We start from the raw sequence: 21,780 nt of genomic DNA, 5'->3' as shown, positions 1-21,780 counted from the left end.
GGGCCCGGGGAGCAGGCCGGCCGCCGCGGCGCGCGCGGTACCGGGACAGAGCGGCGCCTCTGCCGGGCGCCCTCGGTACCGCGGGTGGGTGGTCCCCGGCGGGCCCGCGGGGCGGCGGGGTCCCACGGAGAACGGGGACTCAGGGGGTGGTCTGTACGGACCGGGCAGACCGGGTCAGTACCCGCCGCCGCTGCCGCTGCCGCTGGGGGCGGCGGCCTCGTCACCGGCGGCCCCGGCTCCGGCCGCCTCTTCGGCCTTGCCGCCGTCGGGGGTCACCGCGAACCAGGTGCCGCTGACCCCATGCCCGTTGACATCGCCTGGTGCGGTGTCCTCCGCGTAGCGGTAGACGGGCCAGCCGCCGATGGTCACCTGCTCCATGCCGTTGTCCCGGGCGACGCTGTCGAGCTGGGACTGGTCGCCGTCGAACGTGAAGGTGTCCATGTCGAGCACGGGCGGCCAGGCCTCGGCGCAGTCGCCGTTGCAGTTGGACGCCGGCGGGTCGGCGGTGTCCTCGTCGAACCGGTAGAGGGTGAAGCCCTCGTTGTCGGTCAGGATCTCGCCCAGCTCGGGGTGGTTGACGGTCTCGATCCCGGTGGGGCAGTAGCCTTCCAGCCACTCGCCGTTCTCGTCGCGGCCGTCGTCGTTGTCCTCGGCGGCGCGCATGCCGTTGGGGCTGATGGTCCACCAGGTGCCCGCGGCGCCCTCGCCCTCGACGTCACCGGGCTCGGCGTCCTCCGCGTAGCGGTAGATGGGCCAGCCGTCCACGGTGACCTGCTCGGAGCCGTCCTCGCGCTGGACCGTGCCCAGGATCGAGGCGTCGCCGTCGAATTCGATGTCGTCGCTGCTCAGTACCGGTGGCCACGCCGTTGCGCAGTCGCCTTCGCAGTTGGAGGCCGGCGGGTCGGCGGTGTCCTCGTCGAACCGGTAGAGGCTGAAGCCCTCGCCGTCGGTGAGGATGTTGCCGAGTTCGGCGTCCTCGGCGGTCTGGAGGACCACCTGGTCGCCGCCGCCACCCCCGCCGCCGGCCGCGCCTTCGGCGTCGGCGTCCTGGGCCTTCTGGCCGGTGGGGGCCACCGACCACCAGGTTCCGCCGGCGCCCTCGCCCTCGGTGTCGCCGGGGGCGGCGTCACCCGCGTAGCGGTAGACCGGCCAGCCGCCGACGGTGATCTGCTCGGTGCCGTCCTCGCGTTCCACGGTGCCCAGGACCGAGGTGTCGCCGGCGAACTCGACGTCGCCGTTGGTCAGCGCGGGCGGCCACTGGGTCTCGCAGTCGCCCGAGCAGTTGCTCGTGGGGGGTTCGGAGCTGTCCTCGTCGAACCGGTAGAGGGTGAACCCCTGGTCGTCGACGAGGGTGACCCCCGCGTCGCCGTCCCCGGAGATCTCCAGGGCAGAGGGGAAGTAGCCGTCCCCGGATTGTTCGAGGGAGTCGTCCGCGGCCTGGCCCGGGGGGTTCACCTGGTCGGAGAACGCCGATGTCAATCCGGCCGCCATCACCAGGCCCGCGGCACCCGCCGCCACGGCGATGAACGTGTTCCTGCGTCTCATCGAAGGCCCTCCAGTGGGGCTCGCACCGCGGTCCTCGCCCGAGGGGGTGCCCCCTGGGTAGGCCCGCTGCCTTTGCTGTCCCCCACAACACGGAGTAGGCGCCCACCCGGTTCACCCCGATGTGAGAACTCGTCGTCACCGCAGGTGATCAGGGGTGAATCGGGGGTGAACGGGCCGGCGAGGCGGTGCGGGCGCGGGCCGGGGAGGGCGAGGACGGCCTAGGAGCAGCCGCACTGGGCGATGGCGTCGGCCAAGGTGTCCAGGGCCGGGCCCGAGGCGGCCTCGTTGTTGGCCATGAACGCGAACGCCAGGAGCCGGCCCTCGCGGTCGTAGACGGTCCCGGCCAGCGTGCTCACCCCGCTGAGTGTCCCGGTCTTGGCGCGGACCACCCCGGCGCCGCCGGAGGCGTCACTGCCGCGGGAGTACCGCTGGGTGAGGGTGCCCGTGAAGTTGGCGGTGGGCAGCCCGGTGAGCGTGAAGTAGAGGTCGGGGTGATCGGGGTCGGCGGCGGCCAGCACGAGGTCGACCAGCGCCTTGGGCGTGATGCGGTTGTCGACCGACAGCCCGCTGCCATCCTCGACCTGCACGTCGGCGACGCCGAGGTCGGCCATGGCCTCGGCGACGCCGGCGGAGGCGCCCTGGAACGACGGCTCCTCGTCTTGGGCGATCGCGACCTGGCGGGCCAGCGCCTCGGCGATGTTGTTGTCGCTCTCCAGCAGCATCTTCTCGACGAGCGCGGAGATCGGGGCGGAGTCGACGGCGGCGATGGGGTCGCCGGAACCGGGGGCGTCGGCGGGCGACGGGTCGCCCTCGACGGTGATCCCGGCGGCCTCGAGTTGCTCGGCGAACGCGTCGGCCGTCACACCGGGCGGGTCCCCGACGCGCTCGCTGTAGGGCTGGTCCGGGTGGACGCGTCCGCCGTCGAGCATGAGGGCGTGCACCGGGGCGACGCTGCCCTCGTCGACGTAGCCGCGCTTCCACCCGGGGCCCATGTCGGACCCGGGGTAGAGGGTGTCGTCGTAGCCCAGCCGGACGGTGTCGAGGCCTTCGCCGGCCAGCGCGGCGGCGGTGTCCTCGGCGAGCTCCTCCAGGGTGGCCACGCGCGGGTAGGCGCCGGGCTCGATCTCGGCGGTCAGGGTGGGGTCGCCGCCGCCGACCAGGACGGCCTGGTCGCCGTCGAGGAAGACCTCGGTGTGCACGTGCGTGTCGGGCCCGGCGGAGTGCAGTACGGCGACGGCGGTGACGAGCTTGGTGGTCGACGCGGGGACCGCGCCGTCCTCGGCCGCGCGGTCGAACAGGGGCTCGCCTGTGGCGGCGTCGGCGACATAAGCGGAGAGCCCGTCACTGATACCCGAATCCGACATGGGATCATCGAGCTTGTCCGCCAGCCGGTCCGGGTCGATCCGGTCGGCGTCCTGCGGTGCCACGGCCGGTGCGTCCTGCGCGACGGCGGCAGGGTAGGGCATGGCCGCCGGTGGGCGGGACTCGATCACATCCAGCACGACCACGGCCGCCACCAGCACGAATATGTTGAGGATGGCCAAGGCGAGGAGAGCTCGGGCCCGTACCTGCCGCACCCCGGCACCTGCCTTCCTGGCGTGCGAAAACTTCGAACAGTAGTAGCGACACTAGTCGTAAGGGAAGCCGAGAACAGCATGGAATTCGACGTCACGATCGAGATCCCCAAGGGCGAGCGCAACAAGTATGAGATGGATCACGAGACAGGACGTATCCGGCTGGACCGGATGCTGTTCACCTCGACCAGCTACCCCGCTGACTACGGATTCATCGAGGGCACGCTCGGCGACGACGGCGACCCGCTCGACGCGCTCGTGCTGCTGAAGCACCCCACCTTCCCCGGGTGCCTCATCCGCTGCCGCGCCATCGGCATGTTCCGCATGCGCGACGAGGCCGGCGGCGACGACAAGCTCCTCTGCGTGCCGGCGACCGACCCGCGCATGGAGCACCTGCGTGACATTCACCACGTGAACGAGTTCGAGCGCCTCGAGATCGAGCACTTCTTCACCGTGTACAAGGACCTGGAGCCCGGCAAGTCGGTCGAGGGCGCCACCTGGGCCGGCCGGCACGACGCCGAGCAGGAGGTCCTCGCCTCGGTGAAGCGCGCCGAGGAGGCCGGCGTGCACGGCGACACCTCGCACATCAAGGTGGAGGAGTAGGCCACCCCGGATGGAGTGAGGGGCGGCGTGCGACCGGCCGGCAAGGGAGCGCGCCGCGGGCCGCGCCGGAGCCGCGGGCCGGGTGCGGGCCCCTTGAGCGGGCCGAGTGGGACGCTCCCATCGAGCGAGCCGGAGGGGGCGCGGCGGTGGCTGGACTGAGGAGCGGTGTGCGACCGAGGAACGAGGGAGCGCGCCGCGACGAGGGAAGCAACCGCCCGGAAGCGCCCCCGCAGGCTGAGCGGGAAACACTGTCGCTGCGCTCATCCCGGGTCCGTTCCCGTGGGGGCGCCGTCGTCGCCGGTGGACGCGTGTCCGGTGTCCTGCTGGGCGCCGGCGGTGCCGGGGTCGGTGGCCGTGCCGACGCCGTCGGCCACCGCCAGCAGGTAGACGTAGCAGGCCAGCACGGCGATCAGCAGCGTGCAGGCGAGGACCACGAACCCCGGTAGCAGGCGGACGACCGCCGGCCCGTTGGCGCTGCGCCGCCGCGGGACCGGGAAGCCGGCCCGGTCGAAGGACCCGGCGCGCGCCGCGATGTAGGCGCGGTGGCCGCACCGGTCGACCTGGGCCACCCCGCTAAGGACCCGCACCCGCAGGCAGTCGGGCGGGACGGTGCCGACCTTTGAGGCGCCGGCCCCGGTGCCGGGGCCGCCGTCGCCATCTGCTTCTTCGGCTCCCTCTTCCTCGACTCCGTCGGGGCCGTCGTGCCCGAGCGGAGGCCCGGCGCGGTGGCGCGCGCACTCGGACCGCGCGAGGGCGAGCAGCCATTCGCGCAGCCGGGCGGGGTCGCCGAGCCGGTCGATGTGCGCCCGGGCGACGATCAGCGTGTCGCGCAGCACCGCCTGGGCGAGGTCGTCGTCGCGCAGCTCGGTCCGGCACGCCTGGTAGATCTCATCGCCGTGGGCGTCGTAGAGCCGGGCACAGGCGTCGGCCGGGCGTAGGCGCCGCGAACGCAGCGCGAGGACAAGGTCCGGGTCCGTCATGGTTCACGAATTTACGGTTCTTCCCGGGCATCGGCCGTGATCTCGCCGAATCGCGTGGCGTCCCCGGACGTTTCCCGTGATTCCGGGCGCGCCCGGGCGTGTCGTGGCGGGCCGACCTGGCCACCAGGTCGCCGGCGCCGGGTGTCAGTGGAGCCGGGTACGGGCGGTGTCGGCGAGGACGTCGATGTCGGCGGGGCCGAGGACGTCGGGGCGGTCCAGGATGTAGCGGACCGCGCCGTGCGGGCGGGCGATCACCGCGCGTCCCGAGCGCATGACGGGCTCGGGCAGGTGCCCGGCGACCAGGATCACGGGGACCACCGGGGGGCCGGGGTCGGTGCCCGGCACGCCCAGCAGGCGGTCCAGCCGGGCGGCGCGGGCCCCGGCGCGGTCGGAGACGTGCCCGGCGGGCCGGCCGTCGATGCGCCACCCGCCCGCGCGCCCCACCAGCCGGTAGGGGTGTGCCAGGGCCTCCAGGAGGTAGGCGCCGCCGGGCCCGATGGCCAGGTGGCGCGACGCGCCGTCGCGGACCAGCCGGTAGCCCCGCCGCTCCAGTTCCCGCAAGGAGCGCTCGGGCCCGCCGCCGCCCGCCGGCGGGACGCGCGGGGCGATCGGGGTGCGTGGAACGCTCGGGGCGCGCGGGACGGCAGTGGCGAGCAGGACGTAGGTGAGGGCGGTGAGCCCGGCGACCAGGAGGCCGGCACGCCAGTCGATGAAGCCCGTGGCCATGACGCCGGCGCCGGCCGCGATCAGCGCACGCACCGCGAACCGCACCCTCCGGGCGCCCGGGGCCGCGGTGGGCCCTCCGGCCGCACCGGAGCGGATCGATCCGCCGTCCCCCACCACTCACCTCCGGCACGTCCCGCACGGGCGGGGTTGTGCTCATCCGACGTGCGGGCGCCTCCGCCCCTCGCGCCGACCGGGATGCGGGCTCGGTCGCCGTTGACCACGCGGTCCGCGTGCAGCGGTCCGCCGTGCTCGTGTCCGGTACCGGCCGTGCGGCCCGGATGACGTTCGTCCGGCGCCTTCGCCGCCCTGGTAGGGCGTCCCGACGCCGGAGCACCCTAATGCCATCACCGAATACCAGGGCATCGCAATGTGTTTGCGAAAAATTGGTCCCGACGGATACCCATATTCCGGGCGGGCTGAGGGGGTCCGATCAGCGGTGCGAGACGACGGCGTCGCCGCAGTGACACATCCGACACGCGAGCGCGGGCGAACAGGTTGACACCTCCGCGGCGACTTGATGTCCTTACGCGCATGCACCCGCGCACCCGCCTGGTCCGGACCGTCATGGCTCGCAGCGCCCTCGTGGCCGCTCGCCGTGTGGCCGGTGCGCTGTGTCCGTGTCCGCCGTGTCGCGGCGACCGCTGAGCCGGACCGCTTTCCCGCGTACCCGCTCGATCCGCCGTTTTTCCCGGGGGCCCGTTCCGGCACCCCGGAGTTCCGCCCGCTGACGTGCCCACGCGCTCGCGGGCCGGACGTGCAGACCACCCGTTTCCACCCGCCGGCTCCGGCATCCGCGTACCCCGGTCCGCGTACCCGGCGGCCGGCCCCATGAAGGACCGTTCCACGTGTCGTACGACCTTTCCGCGCCCGCCCGTCCGTCCTCCGCCACGATCGATGCGCCGCGCCCGCACCGGGCGGCGGCCCCTCAGGCCGCCCCGGTCGCTCCGATCGCCTCGGCCGCCCCGGCGGTCCCGGCCGCACCCGTGCCGTCGCCGGAGGGCATCGGCGACATCGTGCAGGCCGGGCTCGCCAGCGGCTACGCCCACCTGGCCGGGCGCGGCCTGCCGACGGTGGGGCGGCTGGCGGCCGCCGCACGCACGGCGTCGGCCGCGCTGGTCCGGCCCACCCTGTGGCCCCGCCGGCGCGACCACTGGCAGCCCGCCCCGCGCGCGGCCCGGCGCGGGGTGACCGGCCGGATGAAGGTGACCGCCGCCGTCCTGGACCCGAACGGGTTCACGGTGGTTCCGGCCGACGGCGCCCACCGGCCCGCGGTCCTGCGCCTGGCGCACGGCCGGGCGCACCTGGTGGCGGTCGCCGCCGGCGGCGAGATGCTCGCGATCCAGGAGCTGGCGCCGGGCCGTACCCGGGTCCTGGGCTCGGGCGACGGCTACCGCCTGATCAACACGGGCACCGAGCCCGCCGTGGTGGTGCGGGTGACGGTGTAGCCGGCCGGGCGCCGCGGGTACGGCCGGGCGCGGGGCCGGGGCGCCGCCGGGGCTCATTCCTCGGGCCTTCCGGCGGCGGCGCGCAGGGCGTCGTCGACGGCCTCGATCTCCCGCAGCAGCCCCGCCATGCGCCGACCTTCGGCCATGTAGGCGTTCATGACCTGGTCGATGGCGTGCGTGGGCAGGTGGTCGCGCAGGTCGACCCGGGTGGTGCGATACCCCTGGCGCGCGCCTTCGAGCGCGGCGGCGACGTGGCGGCGGGCGATCCGGGAGAGCGCGACCGGATGGCGGCGCAGCACCCCGTGCAACCGGTAGTCGGCGGGCACGTGGTCGAACAGCCAGACGACGGCGGTCTGCTCGAACGACTCCGACCCGGGCGGATGCACACTCGCGGGCCAGTCCGGGGACAACTGCTGGTCGGACATGCTTCCAGCATACCCATCGCATCGCACACACGTTCGATGGGATCAAGGGGTGTGGACGGCCCGCGGGACACCCCGGGGCGCCGATGTCCCGCCGGGCCCGGGGCGGGCCCGGCGGGGCCGGGGCGGGCCCGGCGGGGCCGGGGCGGGCCCGGCGGGGCCGGTCACCCCTGGGCTTCCTCTCGGGCGGCGGTGGCGCCCTCCTCTTCGCTTGCGCGCCGTTCCACCTCCACCCGGATCGCGTATTCCGCTGCGTCGACCGCCGCGCGTGCGGTGATCGCGCTCGTGTGCGCCCGTTCCAGTTCGCCGAGCGCGATGCAGTCGAACGACACGCGGGCATCATGGACCGCGGCTTCGAGTTGGCGGGACGCCTCGTCCAGGCTCATCCGGATACTCCCTATCCCTCTGGGCTGTGCGGCTCGGGACCGCGACGTTCCGGTACGCCTCCCCGCTGGGGGCGGGGCACGCGTTACAGATGCGTACCCCTGTGACCCGGCCTTATGTCTGCGAGCGGGGGTCCGCCGCTTATGCCGGGCGGCGCCCGGGCCGTGCGGGGTCGCTCACGTCGGGGCGTCGGCTGCGCCAATCGGCCATGGGGCGTCGCCGCGCGCCGTTAGCATGGCCCTGACCCAGAGAGGCAGGGAAGGCCCATGCGCAACCGCTATCCGGGAAGCTGCACCACCTGCGGGACGGCCGTCGCCGCCGAGGCCGGTGTCGTCCTCAAGGAGGACGGGCGGTGGCGCACCTACTGCGCGGAGCACGAACCCAAGCCGGTCCCGCCCCCGCGCGGCGGCCACCTGGGGTGGCACACCGGCGACCTCGCCGGGTTCGACTCCGAGACCTCCTCCAACGTCCCCCGTGAGGCGTTCCTGGTGTCGGCGGCGCTCGTCGACACCACCGGTGCCACCCGCACCTGGCTGGTCGACCCCGGCGACCGCGAGATCCCCGAGGACGCCGTCGCGGTGCACGGCATCTCCACCGAGCGCGCCCGCGACGAGGGCGTGCGCGCCGAGGACGCGCTGGAGGAGATCGCCGACGCCCTGACCGGGCACCTGCTCGCCGGGCGCGGCCTGGTGATCTTCAACGCGCCCTTCGACCTCGTCGTCCTCAGCGAGGAGCTGCGGCGCTATGGGATGAAGTCGCTCGACGACCGGCTCTCGGGCCCGCTCTCGGCCATCATCGACCCCCTGGTCATCGACCGCGGCGTCGACCCCTACCGCCGCGGGGCGCGCAACCTCGGCGCCATGTGCGAGTTCTACGGCGTCGACCTGACCGATGCCCATTCGGCGCACGGCGACGCCGTGGCCTGCCTCGAGGTGGCCCGCGAGATCGGCGCGCGCCGCCCCGACATCGCGGCGCTGGGCCTGGCCGAGCTCCACCAGCGCCAGATCGACTGGGCCGCCGCCTACGCCCGCAGCCGGCAGGAGTGGCTGGACCGCCGCCGTCCCGGGCACGGCAGGGTGATCGACGGGGACTGGCCCATCTCGGCCATATGAGCCATCCGCCGCGGTGCGCGGCCCCGCCGCGGCCCGCACGGCCTTTCGGGTGGTCATGCGGGCCGTTTGCGGATGACCACCCGGCGACCGCAGAACCCGAGGTCCGCCCATTTCCACACATGACCGATTGGCCCCGAAGGCGCATAAGGTCACGTTTTTACCTTTGAGCCACTACGCTGGGCAGCCGCGCGCCCGGAGGCGACCCCTCCGCCGCGCAGCGCCGCGCACTTCCGCGCGCCGACCACCGCGCCGCCGCACCGGCGGTGCCCTGACCGGTTCCGGACGCCACAGGCGAGGCGCGTGGCGCAGTGTGACCTACTCGTCGCACTATTGACCGATACACGACGATGATGTGCGCCGAATGCGGCCGCGACGCGGTGCGACCGACGCGTTCGAGATCTCCTTAGAGGGGTAAGAAGCGCCTGTTCCACAGCACTTGTGCTGGATGCGCCACATTCGGGCGCCGGCCTCGGCCGGCGCCGCGGATGGAGACGCGGTCCGGCGCGCACTGCGAGAGGAGGCGGCGCCTTAGGCGCCGATCAACGTGGCGGACAACAACACCACCAGACCCCCCGGGGACGGCCCAGGTGCCCCCGGTGGAGATACCAACGGCACGTCCGTGAACGAGTCGCCTTATACCACGGAAGACCTGCTGTGGGAGCCCCCGCTCCATGGGGCCGCGGACGCGGCCAAGCCCCGGACCGACTGGGTCGTCTTCACCGTCGCCGGCGCGGCGGCACTGGCGTTCCTGGCCTGGGGCGTGCTCTCGGCCGAAGGGCTGGGCGAGATCTCGTCGTCCGGCCTCACCGGGCTGATCCACTACGGCGGCTGGGCGTTCGTGCTCGCCGCCTCGGCGTTCGTCGTCATCGCCCTCTGGCTGGCCTTCAGCCGGTACGGCAACATCCGGCTCGGCCGTGACGACGAAGCCCCCGAGTACAACACGATCTCGTGGATCTCCATGCTGTTCGCCACCGGCATGGGGATCGGCCTGATGTTCTTCGGCGTGTCCGAGCCGATGGCCCACATGCTGGAGCCGCCCCCCGGCACCGGCGGGGGCTCCCAGGCCGAGACCGCCGCCACCGCCATGGCCACCACGATGTTCCACTGGTCGCTGCACCCGTGGGCGATGTACGCGGTCGTCGGCCTGGCGATCGCCTACGGCACCTACCGGCGGGGCCGCCGCCAGCTCATCAGCGCCGCGTTCACCCCCCTGATCGGCAAGCGCGCCGCCAACGGGCCCCTCGGCAAGGCCATCGACGTGCTGGCGATCTTCGCCACCCTGTTCGGATCGGCCTGTTCCCTGGGCCTGGGCGCCCTCCAGATCGCCGGCGGGTTCCTGGAGATCGGGCTCATCGAGGGCATCAGCATCAGCTTCCTCACCGCGATCATCGTCGCCCTGGCCGTGTGCTTCGTGGCGTCGGCGGTGTCGGGCATCGACAAGGGCATCCAGTGGCTGTCCAACGCCAACATGCTGATGGCCGCGCTGCTGCTCATCTTCCTGCTGGCCGTCGGGCCGACCGTATACATCCTGAACCTGGTCCCGACCACCCTCGGGACCTACCTCCAGGACTTCTTCACCATGGCGGCCCGCACGGAGGCCAGCAACGCCGAGGCCGCACCGTTCCTCCAGAGCTGGACGATCTTCTACTGGGCGTGGTGGATCTCCTGGACCCCGTTCGTCGGGATGTTCATCGGCAAGATCAGCCGCGGCCGGACCATCCGCCAGTTCGTGGCGGGCGTCATCATCGTCCCCTCGGTGGTCAGCCTCGTCTGGTTCGCCATCATGGGCGGCACCGCGATCAACCTGTTCGAGAACGGGTCGGACTTCTTCGACCCCGCCAACCAGGAGGCCAGCCTCTACGGCCTGCTCGCGAACTTCCCGTTCGCGACGGTCGTCAGCGTGCTGGTCGCCGTCCTCGTCGCGGTCTTCTTCATCACCGGAGCCGACTCCGCCTCGATCGTCATGGGCACCCTCTCCCAGCGCGGGGCCAGCGACCCCAAGACGTGGATCACCGTGTTCTGGGGCGTGCTGATGGCCGCCGTCGCCGGTGTCATGCTGGCGGTCGGGATCGTCACGGCCGGGCCCGATGGGGACCAGGGAAGCGCGCTCACCGGCCTCCAGAACCTGACCATCCTGGTGGCGGCGCCGTGGACGGTGGTCATGCTGCTGCTGTGCGTGGCGCTCATCAAGGACCTGCGAAAGGACCCGCTGATCGTGCGCGGGCACAAGGCGCAGGAGGTCGTCACGGCGGCGGTCGTGACCGGCGCCCAGGAGTACGACGGCGACTTCCAGCTGGAGATCTCCGCGGTCGAGGAGGTACCGGTGGCGGTGCCTGAGGACACGTCGACCGGCGCCCACGTCCATGGTGCGGGCTCCGAGTGTCCCGGGGAGGACACGAGCCGGCGGCCCGACGGCGACTCCACGCCGGACAAGCCCACCATCCCGGCGCCCGAGTAGTCTCCCCGCTTCTACCCGGACGCCGGCAGCGCGAAGGGGCCTTTCCCGCCGACCAGCGGGGAGGGCCCCTTCGCGCTGCCGGGCGGTGCGCCCGGCACTTGCGCCGCATGGCCGGGGCTCAGCGGGGTAGCGGAGCGTGCAGAACCGTCACGACGACGACCGGCTCCGAGGTGGCCCATGCTGCAACTCATCGCGATCCTGCTGGTGATCTGGCTCGTGCTGACCCTGATCGGCGTCATCTTCAAGGGCCTGCTCTGGCTCGCGATCATCGGCGTCATCCTGTTCCTGGCCACGGCACTGTGGGGCTGGTGGCAGAAGCAGAAGTCGCCCTGACCCGCCGGCCGGGCGGGCGCCCCGCCCCGGCTCCGGCCTCGCTCAGGTGCGCAGGCCGATCGTCGCGCTGGCCCGGCGCTGGTCCGTGGGCAGCCACGGCAGCGGCACCAGGTTCGTCAGGAACCCGTAGTCGGCGGCCAGGCGCCGGTCGGCCTCGCCGTGCCCGGCGTGCACGTGCCCCCACCACGCGGCGATGTCGGCCCACCCCGGCGCCGACAACGACCCCCCGGTGTGCTGCACCGACAGCGCGGCCGACAGGTTGGCGAACCGCAGCCGCTGCTCCAGCGGCCACCCCGCCAGGGTCCCCACGATGAACGCCGCCCCGAACACGTCGCCGGCGCCCGTGGTGTCGACGGCGTCGAGCACCAGCCCCTCGACCGCGGCGGTCTCGCCGCTCACCTGGTCCACCGCCAGCGCCCCGCGCGGGCCATCGGTGACCACCGCCACCGGCACGTGCTCCGACAGCGCCGACAGGGCCGAGGCGGGGCTGCCGGTGCGCGTGTAGGACATCGCCTCGATCGCGTTGGGCACGAACGCGTGGCAGTGCTTCAGCTGCTCCAGCACCGACCCGCTCCACTGCTGGCTGTCGTCCCAGCCCACGTCGGCGAAGATCCGCGCCCCGTTGGCCGACTGCTCGCGCGCCCACTGCGGCACGTCGGCGTCGGGGCGCAGGCTGACGAACGCCGCGCGCGCCTGCGGCAGCGACTGCGCCATCTCCTCCAGCGGGACGGGCGAGGGGTGCTCGTGGGTCACCATGCTGCGGTCCCCGCGGTAGGCCAGGGACACCGTGAAGGGCGAGTGCCAGTCGGGGATGCGCCGCGACGCGGAGAGGTCCACCATCTCCTGTGCGCCCAGCGTGTCCCAGGAGAAGTCGCCGTAGACGTCCTCGCCGAAGGCCGCCGCGACCGCGGTGCGCAGCCCCAGGCGCGACGCCGCCACCGCCAGGTTGGCCACCCCGCCCGGGCACGACCCCATGCCCTCGGCGCCGACCTCGGTGCCCGATGCGGGCGCCGACGCCAGCCCGGTGAGGACGATGTCGAAGAACACGGTGCCGCTGAGCGCGAGGTCGATGGCGGGGCTGTCGGGTTCGCGCTCGCCCGCCAGCACATCCCGCGGCTCGCCGACGAGCGGCGTCGACTCCAGGTCGGCCGCCTTCTGCTCCTTCGGCCCGCCTCCAGCGTTCCCGCGCCTCTGCGTCGCCATGTCCGATCCCCGCCCCCGGTCGTATGTGGTGTAGGAGTGCAGGGTACGCAAGATCACCCTGTTCGCGCGCCCCCTCAAGGGGCCGTGATCTCCCGGAAACGCGGCGGGGACTACGGTGGACCCGCGTCCAAGCGACCGGCGAAGGGGGACGGCACAGTGCGATTGACGATCCTGGGCGGGGGCGGGTTCCGGGTCCCCCTGGTGTACCGGGCGCTGCTCGCCGACGGCCTGCGCGACGACTCCGTCATCACCGAGGTCGTGCTCTACGACACCGACCCGCAGCGGCTCACCGCGATCGGGGCCGTCCTGGACCGCCAGCGCGACGCCCACCGCACGCGGCACGGGGTACCCCCGCGCCCCGATGTGCGCGCCGAGACCGACCTCGGCGCCGCGCTCGACGGCGCCGGAATGGTGTTCTCCGCGATGCGCGTGGGCGGGATGGCCGGCCGGGTCCTCGACGAGCGCGTGGCCTTGGCGGCGGGCGTCCTCGGCCAGGAGACCGTGGGCGCGGGCGGGATCAGCTATGGGCTGCGCACCCTACCGGTGGCGCTGCACGTGGCCCGCACCGTGGCAGAGCGGGCTCCCGAGGCGTGGGTGGTGAACTTCACCAACCCGGCGGGGCTGGTCACCGAGGCGATGTCGGCGGTGCTCGGCGACCGCGTCGTCGGGATCTGCGACTCCCCGACGGGGCTGGCCCGCCGGGCCGCGCGGGCCCTGGGCCTGGACCCGGCCGCGGTGCGCGCCGACTACGCCGGCCTGAACCACCTCGGCTGGCTGCGCGGCCTGTGGTGGGGCGGGCACGACCGGCTGCCCGGACTGCTCGCCGACACCGAGGCCCTGGAGTCCTTCGAGGAAGGCCGGCTGTTCGGGGCCGCGTGGCTGCGCGCCATCGGGGCGCTGCCCAACGAGTACCTGCACTACTACGACCTCGCCCGCGAGGCGCGCGCCCAGGCCCTGGAGGCCGCGCGGACCCGCGGCGAGCAGATCGTGGACCAGCAGGCGGAGTTCTATCCCGCGGCGGCAGCCCGCCCCGCCGAGGCGTTCACCCTGTGGGACCGCACGCGCCTGGAGCGGGAGGCGACCTACATGGCCGACAACCGGCGCGCGGCGGGCGGGTTCGACCGGGCCGAGGAGGACCTGGACGGCGGCGGGTACGAGGAGGTCGCCCTCGCGGTGATGCGCGCGGTCGCGCGCGACGAGCCCGCCCGGCTCATCGTCGACGTCCGCAACCGTGGGGCGCTGCCCGGCCTGGACGCCGACGCTGTCGTGGAGGTCCCCTGCCTGGTCGACGCCTCGGGCGCCCGCCCACTGGCCGTGGCACCACTCGACGGCCGCCAGATGGCGCTGGTGCACGCGGTGAAGTCGGTGGAGCGCGACGTCATCGAGGCCGTGCACACCGGCTCCCGCACCCCCGCCCTCCGGGCGTTCGCCACCCACCCACTGGTCGACTCGGTGGCCACGGCCCGCACCCTCCTTGACGGGTACCTGGCCGCGTTCCCGGAGCTGTCGCGCACCCTGCCGCGCGCGTAGGGGCGGGCCGAGGTCGTGCACGGCCGGGGTTCGGACGCACCCCGGCCGAACGTCGCGGTGGCCGGGTGAGGCCCGGGACTCAGCCCGACCCGCCGTCGCGGATACGGGCGACCAGGGCGCTCGCCTGGTCCGGGGGGAGCCCGGTCGCGTCGCGGACGGCCGCCACCGCCTCATTGGCGCGGTCCTGCGCGAGCAGGCCGTGCACGTGCGCCACCACCTCGGCGGGGAGCGCCTGGCCGGGGGCCGGCGCCGCCCCTGGGACGCCGCCGGTGGGGTCCAGCAGGGTGTAGCCGCCGGGTACGGACGCCGGGCCGGCCGAGTGCTCGGGGCCGGGGCCGGCCGTGGGCGGTGTGCCGCCGGGCCCCAGCCGGTCGGTCACGAGGGCGCCGACGCGCAGCACGACCACCGCCGCCAGTACCACGAGCACCATCAGCAGGAACCCCATGCCGGGTCCCTACCCGGGCGGACGCGGCTCAGTCCCGTCGCGCCGGCCGCGTCCGTGGGCGGCTCGGTCCCGTCGCGTCCGCCCGGGGGACGGGCATCGTCTCTCAGTCCTCGCCGATGTCCTCGGGCAGCAGCGCCTTCAGTTCGTCGACCGACGGTTCCCGGCCGGCCGCCAGGCGCTCGATCCGGCGGGACTGGCGGGTGATGCTCGACTCCACCAGCTTGCGGACCTCGCGCCCGTTGCCGTCGGCGAACCGGTCGGCGTGCGCCGCCAGGTACGCGGCCACCGTGTCGGCGGTCTCGCCGGGCACCACGAAGTCGCCCGCCCCGGCCATGCCGCGGAAGATGTCGACCAGCTCGCCCGCGGCGAACGGGGCGAAGGTGATGGTGCGGGAGAACCGCGAGGCCAGGCCCGGGTTGGTGGCCAGGAAGCCCAGCATCTCCGCGGTGTAGCCGGCCGCGATCACCACCACCTCGTCGCGGTGGTCCTCCATGAGCTTGATCAGGGTGTCCACGGCCTCGCGGCCGAAGTCGTGCCCGCTGCCGCCCTCGCGCGCCAAGGCGTAGGCCTCGTCGATGAACAGCACCCCGCCCCGCGCGCTGTCGAACACCGCGCGGGTGAGCTGGGCGGTCTCGCCCACGTAGCGCCCGACCAGGTCGGCCCGGCTGGCCTCGACCACCTGCCCCTGGGCGAGCACCCCCAGCGCCGCCAGCAGCTCGCCGTAGATCCGCGCGACGGTGGTCTTGCCCGTTCCCGGCGGGCCGGCGAAGACGAGGTGGCGCGACGGCGACGCCGCCTGGAGCCCGGCGGCCCGCCGGCGCCGCGACGCGGAGATGAGGTCGATGAGGTCGGCGACCTCGCGCTTGACCTCGGCCAGGCCGACCATCGCGTCGAGCCGGCCGAGCAGCGCGGCCGCCTGCTCGCGGTCGCGCGGGGCGCCGACACGTGAGGCGAGCCCGGTCTCGACGACCCCCTCCAGGTCGGCGACGGTGAGCAGGGCCAGGCTCGCGGCGTCGAGCACCGCCCCTTCCTGGGAGAGCCGGACCGCCTGGCGCTGGATGGCCGCCTCGAAGATGCGGCGGGCCTCGCGGCCGTTGCCGAACGTCTCGTCGCGGGGCATGCGCCGGAAGTGGCGGGTGAACAGGTCGGGGACGCCGTCGTCGAGCACGTAGCCCTGGTCGCGCGCCATGCCGGCGGCGATGACGGAGAGCTCGTCGGGGCTGTAGTTCTCGAAGTCGATGATGCGCGAGATCCGCGACTTCAGCCCCGGGTTGGCGCCGATGAACTCGCGCATCTCGCTGGAGTAGCCGGCGAAGACCACGACGACCTCTTCGCGGTGGTCCTCCATGAGCTTGATGAGGGTGTCGATGGCCTCCTGGCCGAAGTCGTTGCCCGAGCCGAACTTGCGGGCGAGCGTGTAGGCCTCGTCGATGAAGAGCACGCCGCCGCGGGCCCTCGCGAACAGTTCCGCGGTCTTCTTCGTGGTGCCGCCCAGGTGCTCGGCCACCAGGTCGGCACGCGACGCCTCGATGAAACGGCCCGGCTCCAGCACGCCCAGCGAGCGGAGGATGCGCCCGTAGAGCCGGGCGACGGTGGTCTTGCCGGTACCGGGCGGGCCGGAGAAGACCAGGTGGCGGCCGACGTTGAGGGCGGGCAGGCCGGCCTCGCGCCGCTTCTCGCTGACCTGCTGGAAGCTGACCAGGGCGCGGACCTCCCGCTTCACCCCCTCCAGCCCGACCATGGCGTCGAGTTCCGCCAGCAGGTCGGGCAGCGGCTGCGGCCCGCCGTCGGCGCCCGCCTGGGCGGCGGGCCCCGCGGCGTCGGCCCGGGCGCGGACCCGGCCGGCCGCCCCGGTGACCTCGGTGCGCTCCAGCCGCAGCCCGGGGTGGTCCTCGCCCTCGATGGCCAGCCCTTCGTCGACCTCCAGGGTGCACCCGATGAGCTGGAAGCGGGTGCCGTCGTCCAGGTAGGCGGCGGACCGGCTGGAGCCCGAGACGGTGCAGCCCTCGACGGTCACGGTGCTCTCGCCGGTGGCGGCGATGCCGATCGACATGCGGCCGGTCACGGTGGAGTCGCGCAGCCGCAGGGTGCCGTGGTCGGCCCGGACGGCCTCCTCGGCGCAGGCCGTCACCGCGGAGCGGACGACCTCGGCCTGGCTGGCCCCGCCGACGAGGATGCCGGTGTAGGAGCACGCCCGGATGTCGCCGCCGGTGACCTTGAGCGTGCTGTCGGCCTGCGCCTGGATCCCGTAGACGGTGTCCTTGACCACCACCTGCTCCATGGTCAGCGTGGAGGAGTCGCGGATGAGGACGGCGGTCGCGGCGCTGTCGGCGATCTCGGCGTCGCGCAGCTCCAGCCGGGCGCGGTCGAGGTGGACGCCGGCGTGGTCGGGGCTGCGCCCGCCCTGGACCCGCACGTCGGAGGCGGTGACCCGGGCGTCCTGGATGAGGACCCCGTTGAGTCCGGCGTCGGAGATGTGCACGCCGGTCAGCCGGGCGGTGCCGCCGATGACGCCGATCGCGGAGGCCGCGGGGCGGGTGATGCGCACGTCGGTGCACACGAGGTCGGCCCCGTGGCACATCACCGCGACCCGCGGGGAATCGGTGACGTCGCAGTCGGCGAGGGTGACGTCGCTGTCCTGCACCACGTGGACGCTGTTCTCGCCGTCTCCCCCGCCGGTGACCCGGCAGCCGCTGAGGACCGCGGTCGACCCGGTGACGTGCACGGCCCGCCCGTGGTCGCCGTCGATCACGCAGTTGTGCAGCTCCGCCTTCGACTTCTCGCCGATGTAGACGGCGGGCGAGGTGGCGGTGCCGCCGTCGCTGATCCGGCTGTCGCGGATCACCGGCGACCCGCCGGTGATGTAGACCGTGTTGAGCCCGCGGCACCCGGTGAACTCGCAGTCGTTGACGACCGGTGAGCCCCCGGCGCTGACGGAGAGCATTCCGGTGTCGAAGCGGCACCCCGACACCGAGCCGCCCGACCCGAGGAAGTAGGCGCCGGACCCGGCGAACACGCACCGCTCCAGGTCCATCCGGGCGTCCTTGGCCGTGATGTCGCGGGGCGCGTCGAACGTGCAGTCGACCGCCTTGAACGAGCCCGCCGGGTCGACGTAGACCACGGGGTATTCGGGGCTGTCGCCGCGGACGGCGAGGCCGTAGGTCTCCAGCCGGCCGTGCACCCGGAAGACGTTGCCGTCGTCGCCGCCCCGGGCGATGGTGACCGTGCCGGGCCCGGCGGCGGGGACGACGATGACGTGCCGGTCGATCTTCAGCAGCGGCTCGGTGTAGTGGCCGGGATCGATGTGGACGTAGAGGTCGGCGCCGGAGAACACGGGTTCCTGGAGCGCTTGGGCCAGCCCGGGGAACGCCCACGGGTCGGTCTGCGACACCCGGACCGTTTGCATCCTCAAGCTCCTCGGGGCGGACAGGCCCGGCCCGCGCCGCCGGCGGCCAGGGCAAGGAACACAGTGCGATATGTACCGTATCGACGTTGCGGCCACAGGGCCGCCGCTACGGAGGGCGCGGGGGTGGATACGACGAAGGGCCCGGTACCCGGCCGCTCCCGCGACCTGGTCCGGACCCTCATCCGAGCCGCCTGTCGGAATCGAACCGACGACCTATTCATTACGAGTGAATCGCTCTGCCGACTGAGCTAAGGCGGCGCTGTCCCAATGGGGCCCCGCTTCACGCGGAGCGCCACCATTCTAGCGGGTCCCGCGACCGCCCGGCACCGTGTGGCGGGAGCCCCGCGGCGGCTCCCGCCGGCCCCCCGATCGGCCCCCCGATCGGTCACCGAACCCGCCGTCACTCCCGGCAGACCGTGCCGTCCTCGGGGACCTCGCCGGCGAGCAGGTAGGCGTCGACCGCCGCGTCGATGCAGTCGTCGCCGGTCCGGTAGGCGGTGTGGCCGTCGCCCTCGCGGGTCAGCAGCACCCCGGATTCGAGCCGCCCGGCCAGCGCCTCGGACCACTCGTAGGGGGTGGCGGGGTCGCGGGTGGTCCCCACCACCAGGATCGGGTCGGCCCCGGCACCGGTCAGCGGTGCCGGCTCCGCCACCGCCTCCTCGGGCCAGTACGCGCACGGCAGCGCGCCCCAGGCGAGGGTGGGCCCGAAGATGGGGGACTCCTCCGCGGCCTCGGCCGCCGCCTCCTCGTAGTCGCCGATGTCGCGCGGGCTGGGGTGGTCGGCGCAGTTGACGGCGACGAGCGCGGCGGTGGAGTTCTCATAGGCCCGCTCGGAGCCGCGGTCGTAGAGGCGGTCGCCGAGGCGCAGCAGGGCGGTGCCGTCGCCGTCGAAGGCGTCGGCGAGGGCGGTGCGCACCTGCGGCCAGAAGGTCTCGCTGTAGAGGGCGGCCACGATCCCGGTCTCGACCCGAGCACGGTTGACCTCGCGGCCATCGCCGAGGTCGTTGCGCAGCGGCTCCCGGGCGGCGTCGGCGAGCAGGCCCTCGATCCGGCCGGTCGCGGATCCGACCGTGTCGTCGGGGCCGCCGAGCGGGCAGTCCGCCCGGTCCAGGCAGTCGGTGATGAACGCCCGCAGGGCGGTCTCGAACCCGGTGGCCTGCTGCACGCTCAGCTCCAGCTGGTTCACCGACGGGTCCAGGGCGCCGTCGAGCACGAGGGCGCGTACCCGGTCGGGGAAGAGGTCGGCGTAGACCGTGCCGATGTAGGTGCCGTAGGACTTGCCGAGGTAGGTGAGGCGGTCGTCGCCGAGCACCGCGCGCAGCACGTCCATGTCGCGGGCGACGTCGGCGGTGCCCACGTGCGGCAGGAGGTCGCCGGAGGAGTCCCAGCAGGCGTCGACGAAGTCGCGGTTGCCCTGCTCCATCTGGCGCAGGCCGTCGTCGGTCAGCTCGGCGGAGTCGGAGTCGCCGTCCTCGCTGTCGTACTCGGCGCCGAGGAAGTCGTCGAGCTGCGCGCGGTCCAGGCAGGTGACCGGGGAGCTGCGGCCCACGCCCCGCGGGTCGAAGCCGACCACGTCGTAGCGCTCGCGGACCTGCTCGCTGACGACCCCGGTGGCGGAGCCGGCGTAGTCGTAGCCCGACCCGCCGGGGCCGCCGGGGTTGATGAGCAGGGAGCCCTCGCGGTCGCCCGTGGCGGGCAGCCGCTTGACCGCGATCGACAGCCGCGCGCCGCCGGGGTCCTCGTAGTCGAGCGGCACGTCGTAGGTGCCGCACTCGAACCCGGCGTCGCACTGTTCCCAGGAGATCTCCTGGGCGTGGAACTCCGCGAGCGGGTCGGAGCCGGCGCCGGTGCCGTCGCCGGAGGGGGCGGGGGTGCACCCCGCCGCCAAGAGGGCGGCCAGCGCCGCCGGAGCGGCGCCGCGCGCCCATCGCTTCGTGTTCACGCAGCCCCGTTCGTGTCGGTGTCGGCGGGCGGTCCCGGTGCCGGTTCCGGTCCCGTGTTCGTGGGGCCGTAACCCCCCATTGCGCGTGTCCGGGATCCGGATCGGTGTCCGCGCCGCGGTGTCCGTGCGCGAGTGGCGGACCCGGGCACGGGGCGCGGCGTAGACAGGTCACCGGAAGGGAGAACGACATGCTCCAGCACCGGTTCACGCCCATCGGGGCCAGGCACCGGCCCGCGCCCGAGGCGAGCTGCACGGCGTGCCGCCGGCCTGTGGCCCCCGAACGGCGAGCCGACGAGCGAGCGGAGTTGGCGCCGCCTCCGGCCGCAGGCCCTCTGGCGGGGCCGGCGGAGCCGAGCGAGGAGGTGAGCGTGACCCGGGAACACTGCACGTGCGCCCGCCGCCCGGACACGGTGGGCGGGCATGTCCCCCCGCTGTCGGCGGTCTGGTTCGAGGACGGCGACGGCGTGCTCGGGGCCGCCATCGTGCGCACGGGGTAGCCGGGCGCATCCGGGGGCCGGGCGCACCGCGGGCCGCGGATCGTCGGCTGCGGCCCGCGGCCGGCCCGGATGCGGTGTCACGGGGGTCATCCCAGATAGAGCGCCGCGGTCATGGCCTCCATGGCGATCTGCGGGTGCACGTTGGCGCCGATGCGCTCGCGGCACTCCATGATCGCGTCGATCCGGCGCAGGGTGGCACGGGGGGTCGAGGCGCGGGCGACCCGGGTGAGGTCGGCCTCGTGGGAACCGGTGGACCGCTCCACACCGGCGCCCATCTGGATGGCGAGGACGTCGCGGTAGAACGCCACGAGGTCCATCAGGGCGAGGTCGTAGGTGTCGCGCTTGATGCGGGTGGCCCGGCGCTTCTGCTGCTCCTCCAGGTCCTTCAGCGCGCCGGCGGCGCCGCGCACCGCCTTGGCGACGCCCTTGCCGGTGGAGCCCTCGCCGAACGCCGCCTTGAGGTCGGTGCGCTCCTGGTCGTCGAGGGCGCCGGTGATGGCCTTCGCCTCGGCCTCGGCGAGCTCGTAGAGGCGCGCGGCGGCCGACACGCAGGCGCCGATGCCGTCGAGGCGCGCGGGGATGGACAGCACCTCCGAGCGGCGCTCGCGCGCGCCGGGGTCGGCGGCCAGCCGGCGGGCGCGATCGACCTGCCCGGCGGCGGCCCGCGCGGCATCGGCCGCGGCGCCGGGGTCGACGCCGTCGCGGACCAGGGCGTCGACCACCGCGCGGGTGGGCGGGGTGCGCAGGGTGACCAGGCGGCAGCGGGAGCGGATGGTGACGAGCAGGTCCTCGGCGGTGGGCGTGCACAGCAGCCACACCGTGCGCGGTGAGGGCTCCTCGACCGCTTTGAGCAGGGCGTTGGAGGCGGCTTCGGTGGCGCGGTCGGCGTCTTCGAAGAGCACCACCCGGAACCGCCCGCCGGTGGGCCGCGAGGCCGCCCGCAGGACGAGGTCGCGGGTTTTGTCGACGCCGAAGCTCAGCCCGCTGGGGCGCACGTAGAGGACATCGGGGTGGGTCCCGGCGAGCACCTGGTGGCAGGAGTCGCAGTGGCCGCACCCGCCATCGGGGCATTGCAGGGCGGCGGCGAAGGCCCGGGCGGCCTCGGCCCGCCCGGACCCCGGGGGGCCGGTGAACAGCCAGGCGTGGGTCATGCCGCCGCCGGAACCGCCGGCCAG

17 protein-coding genes, 1 tRNA gene and 1 pseudogene (1 of these 19 cut by a window edge) are annotated in these 21,780 nt (G+C 74.0%); 7 read left to right on the top strand and 12 right to left on the bottom strand.

Translation table 11 applies throughout. From position 1 onward, the window contains the following. Positions 1 to 174: 174 nt before the first annotated feature. Both ACFOVU_RS09035 and dacB read right to left on the bottom strand, forming a co-directional pair. Positions 175 to 1,545 (bottom strand): hypothetical protein, encoded by a 1,371-nt coding sequence (locus ACFOVU_RS09035; RefSeq protein ID WP_378531771.1) that lies wholly within the window; start codon positions 1,543 to 1,545, stop codon positions 175 to 177. A 218-nt stretch (positions 1,546 to 1,763) separates the two neighbouring features. Continuing rightward, complete coding sequence (dacB, locus tag ACFOVU_RS09030) at positions 1,764 to 3,122, bottom strand: D-alanyl-D-alanine carboxypeptidase/D-alanyl-D-alanine endopeptidase (RefSeq protein WP_378531769.1); 1,359 nt, start codon at positions 3,120 to 3,122, stop codon at positions 1,764 to 1,766. A 78-nt stretch (positions 3,123 to 3,200) separates the two neighbouring features. Between dacB and ACFOVU_RS09025 the strand changes: the two genes are divergently transcribed. Continuing rightward, positions 3,201 to 3,722 (top strand): inorganic diphosphatase, encoded by a 522-nt coding sequence (locus tag ACFOVU_RS09025; protein WP_378531767.1) that lies wholly within the window; start codon positions 3,201 to 3,203, stop codon positions 3,720 to 3,722. Positions 3,723 to 3,982: 260 nt separating this feature from the next. Here ACFOVU_RS09025 and ACFOVU_RS09020 read toward each other — a convergent pair whose 3' ends face one another. Further along, positions 3,983 to 4,702, bottom strand: a complete 720-nt coding sequence (locus ACFOVU_RS09020) for an RNA polymerase sigma factor (protein ID WP_378531765.1) — start codon at positions 4,700 to 4,702, stop codon at positions 3,983 to 3,985. Between the two features lie 144 nt (positions 4,703 to 4,846). Then, complete coding sequence (locus ACFOVU_RS09015) at positions 4,847 to 5,461, bottom strand: hypothetical protein (RefSeq protein WP_378531763.1); 615 nt, start codon at positions 5,459 to 5,461, stop codon at positions 4,847 to 4,849. Positions 5,462 to 6,273: 812 nt separating this feature from the next. Between ACFOVU_RS09015 and ACFOVU_RS09010 the strand changes: the two genes are divergently transcribed. After that, a complete protein-coding gene (locus ACFOVU_RS09010) occupies positions 6,274 to 6,873 on the top strand; it encodes a hypothetical protein (protein ID WP_378531761.1) in 600 nt (199 codons plus the stop codon). A gap of 53 nt (positions 6,874 to 6,926) precedes the next feature. Here the strand turns inward: ACFOVU_RS09010 and ACFOVU_RS09005 are convergent, their stop codons facing one another. Both ACFOVU_RS09005 and ACFOVU_RS09000 read right to left on the bottom strand, forming a co-directional pair. Further along, the gene (locus ACFOVU_RS09005; RefSeq protein WP_378531759.1) at positions 6,927 to 7,298 is read right to left on the bottom strand and encodes a hypothetical protein; all 372 of its coding nucleotides are present in this window, start codon (positions 7,296 to 7,298) and stop codon (positions 6,927 to 6,929) included. A 161-nt stretch (positions 7,299 to 7,459) separates the two neighbouring features. Next, entirely contained in the window at positions 7,460 to 7,681 is a 222-nt protein-coding gene (locus ACFOVU_RS09000) for a hypothetical protein (protein WP_378531758.1), read from the bottom strand. 264 nt (positions 7,682 to 7,945) lie between these two features. Between ACFOVU_RS09000 and ACFOVU_RS08995 the strand changes: the two genes are divergently transcribed. From ACFOVU_RS08995 to ACFOVU_RS08985, 3 genes are all read left to right on the top strand, one after another. Further along, positions 7,946 to 8,791, top strand: coding sequence for an exonuclease domain-containing protein (locus ACFOVU_RS08995; RefSeq protein WP_378531756.1), 846 nt, complete (start codon positions 7,946 to 7,948; stop codon positions 8,789 to 8,791). Between the two features lie 619 nt (positions 8,792 to 9,410). Beyond that, positions 9,411 to 11,249, top strand: coding sequence for a BCCT family transporter (locus ACFOVU_RS08990; protein WP_378531754.1), 1,839 nt, complete (start codon positions 9,411 to 9,413; stop codon positions 11,247 to 11,249). A 177-nt stretch (positions 11,250 to 11,426) separates the two neighbouring features. Then, positions 11,427 to 11,582, top strand: coding sequence for a hypothetical protein (locus ACFOVU_RS08985; protein ID WP_378531752.1), 156 nt, complete (start codon positions 11,427 to 11,429; stop codon positions 11,580 to 11,582). Positions 11,583 to 11,624: 42 nt separating this feature from the next. On the opposite strand, the gene ACFOVU_RS08980 is transcribed toward ACFOVU_RS08985, so the two are convergent. Then, entirely contained in the window at positions 11,625 to 12,785 is a 1,161-nt protein-coding gene (locus ACFOVU_RS08980; protein WP_378531750.1) for a carbohydrate kinase family protein, read from the bottom strand. 156 nt (positions 12,786 to 12,941) lie between these two features. On the opposite strand from ACFOVU_RS08980, the gene ACFOVU_RS08975 reads away from it, so the two are divergent. After that, positions 12,942 to 14,315 carry a 6-phospho-beta-glucosidase gene (locus tag ACFOVU_RS08975; RefSeq protein ID WP_378531748.1) on the top strand — a complete coding sequence of 458 codons (1,374 nt, stop codon included), beginning with the start codon at positions 12,942 to 12,944 and terminating at the stop codon, positions 14,313 to 14,315. A gap of 79 nt (positions 14,316 to 14,394) precedes the next feature. Here the strand turns inward: ACFOVU_RS08975 and ACFOVU_RS08970 are convergent, their stop codons facing one another. The 4 genes from ACFOVU_RS08970 to ACFOVU_RS08955 form a co-directional block, all read right to left on the bottom strand. Continuing rightward, positions 14,395 to 14,760: a hypothetical protein gene (locus tag ACFOVU_RS08970; RefSeq protein ID WP_378531746.1), complete on the bottom strand. Its 366-nt coding sequence runs from the start codon at positions 14,758 to 14,760 to the stop codon at positions 14,395 to 14,397. Positions 14,761 to 14,863: 103 nt separating this feature from the next. Next, complete coding sequence (locus tag ACFOVU_RS08965) at positions 14,864 to 18,166, bottom strand: AAA family ATPase (protein ID WP_378531744.1); 3,303 nt, start codon at positions 18,164 to 18,166, stop codon at positions 14,864 to 14,866. Positions 18,167 to 18,351: 185 nt separating this feature from the next. Continuing rightward, a tRNA-Thr gene (locus ACFOVU_RS08960) sits at positions 18,352 to 18,424 on the bottom strand. A 142-nt stretch (positions 18,425 to 18,566) separates the two neighbouring features. After that, positions 18,567 to 20,108: an alpha/beta hydrolase gene (locus ACFOVU_RS08955; RefSeq protein WP_378531742.1), complete on the bottom strand. Its 1,542-nt coding sequence runs from the start codon at positions 20,106 to 20,108 to the stop codon at positions 18,567 to 18,569. A 368-nt stretch (positions 20,109 to 20,476) separates the two neighbouring features. On the opposite strand from ACFOVU_RS08955, the gene ACFOVU_RS08950 reads away from it, so the two are divergent. Further along, positions 20,477 to 20,605, top strand: a complete 129-nt coding sequence (locus ACFOVU_RS08950; protein WP_378531740.1) for a hypothetical protein — start codon at positions 20,477 to 20,479, stop codon at positions 20,603 to 20,605. A gap of 86 nt (positions 20,606 to 20,691) precedes the next feature. On the opposite strand, the pseudogene ACFOVU_RS08945 reads toward ACFOVU_RS08950, so the two are convergent. After that, positions 20,692 to 21,780 (bottom strand): annotated as a pseudogene (locus tag ACFOVU_RS08945) (DNA polymerase III subunit delta'); it runs 73 nt beyond the window's last position.

It is taken from the genome of Nocardiopsis sediminis, from assembly GCF_042650565.1.
In the GTDB taxonomy this organism is placed as follows: domain Bacteria; phylum Actinomycetota; class Actinomycetes; order Streptosporangiales; family Streptosporangiaceae; genus Nocardiopsis_B; species Nocardiopsis_B sediminis.
Note: the sequence above shows the minus strand (reverse complement) of the source record. Positions and strands in the feature narration are given on the sequence as shown.

Coding starts and splice junctions, on each gene's coding strand:
- ACFOVU_RS09035 (WP_378531771.1), bottom strand. CDS start 1,545: ATGAGACGCAGGAACACGTTCATCGCCGTGGCGGCGGGTGCCGCGGGC.
- ACFOVU_RS09025 (WP_378531767.1), top strand. CDS start 3,201: ATGGAATTCGACGTCACGATCGAGATCCCCAAGGGCGAGCGCAACAAG.
- ACFOVU_RS09020 (WP_378531765.1), bottom strand. CDS start 4,702: ATGACGGACCCGGACCTTGTCCTCGCGCTGCGTTCGCGGCGCCTACGC.
- ACFOVU_RS09005 (WP_378531759.1), bottom strand. CDS start 7,298: ATGTCCGACCAGCAGTTGTCCCCGGACTGGCCCGCGAGTGTGCATCCG.
- ACFOVU_RS09000 (WP_378531758.1), bottom strand. CDS start 7,681: ATGAGCCTGGACGAGGCGTCCCGCCAACTCGAAGCCGCGGTCCATGAT.
- ACFOVU_RS08995 (WP_378531756.1), top strand. CDS start 7,946: ATGCGCAACCGCTATCCGGGAAGCTGCACCACCTGCGGGACGGCCGTC.
- ACFOVU_RS08985 (WP_378531752.1), top strand. CDS start 11,427: ATGCTGCAACTCATCGCGATCCTGCTGGTGATCTGGCTCGTGCTGACC.
- ACFOVU_RS08980 (WP_378531750.1), bottom strand. CDS start 12,785: ATGGCGACGCAGAGGCGCGGGAACGCTGGAGGCGGGCCGAAGGAGCAG.
- ACFOVU_RS08970 (WP_378531746.1), bottom strand. CDS start 14,760: ATGGGGTTCCTGCTGATGGTGCTCGTGGTACTGGCGGCGGTGGTCGTG.
- ACFOVU_RS08965 (WP_378531744.1), bottom strand. CDS start 18,166: ATGCAAACGGTCCGGGTGTCGCAGACCGACCCGTGGGCGTTCCCCGGG.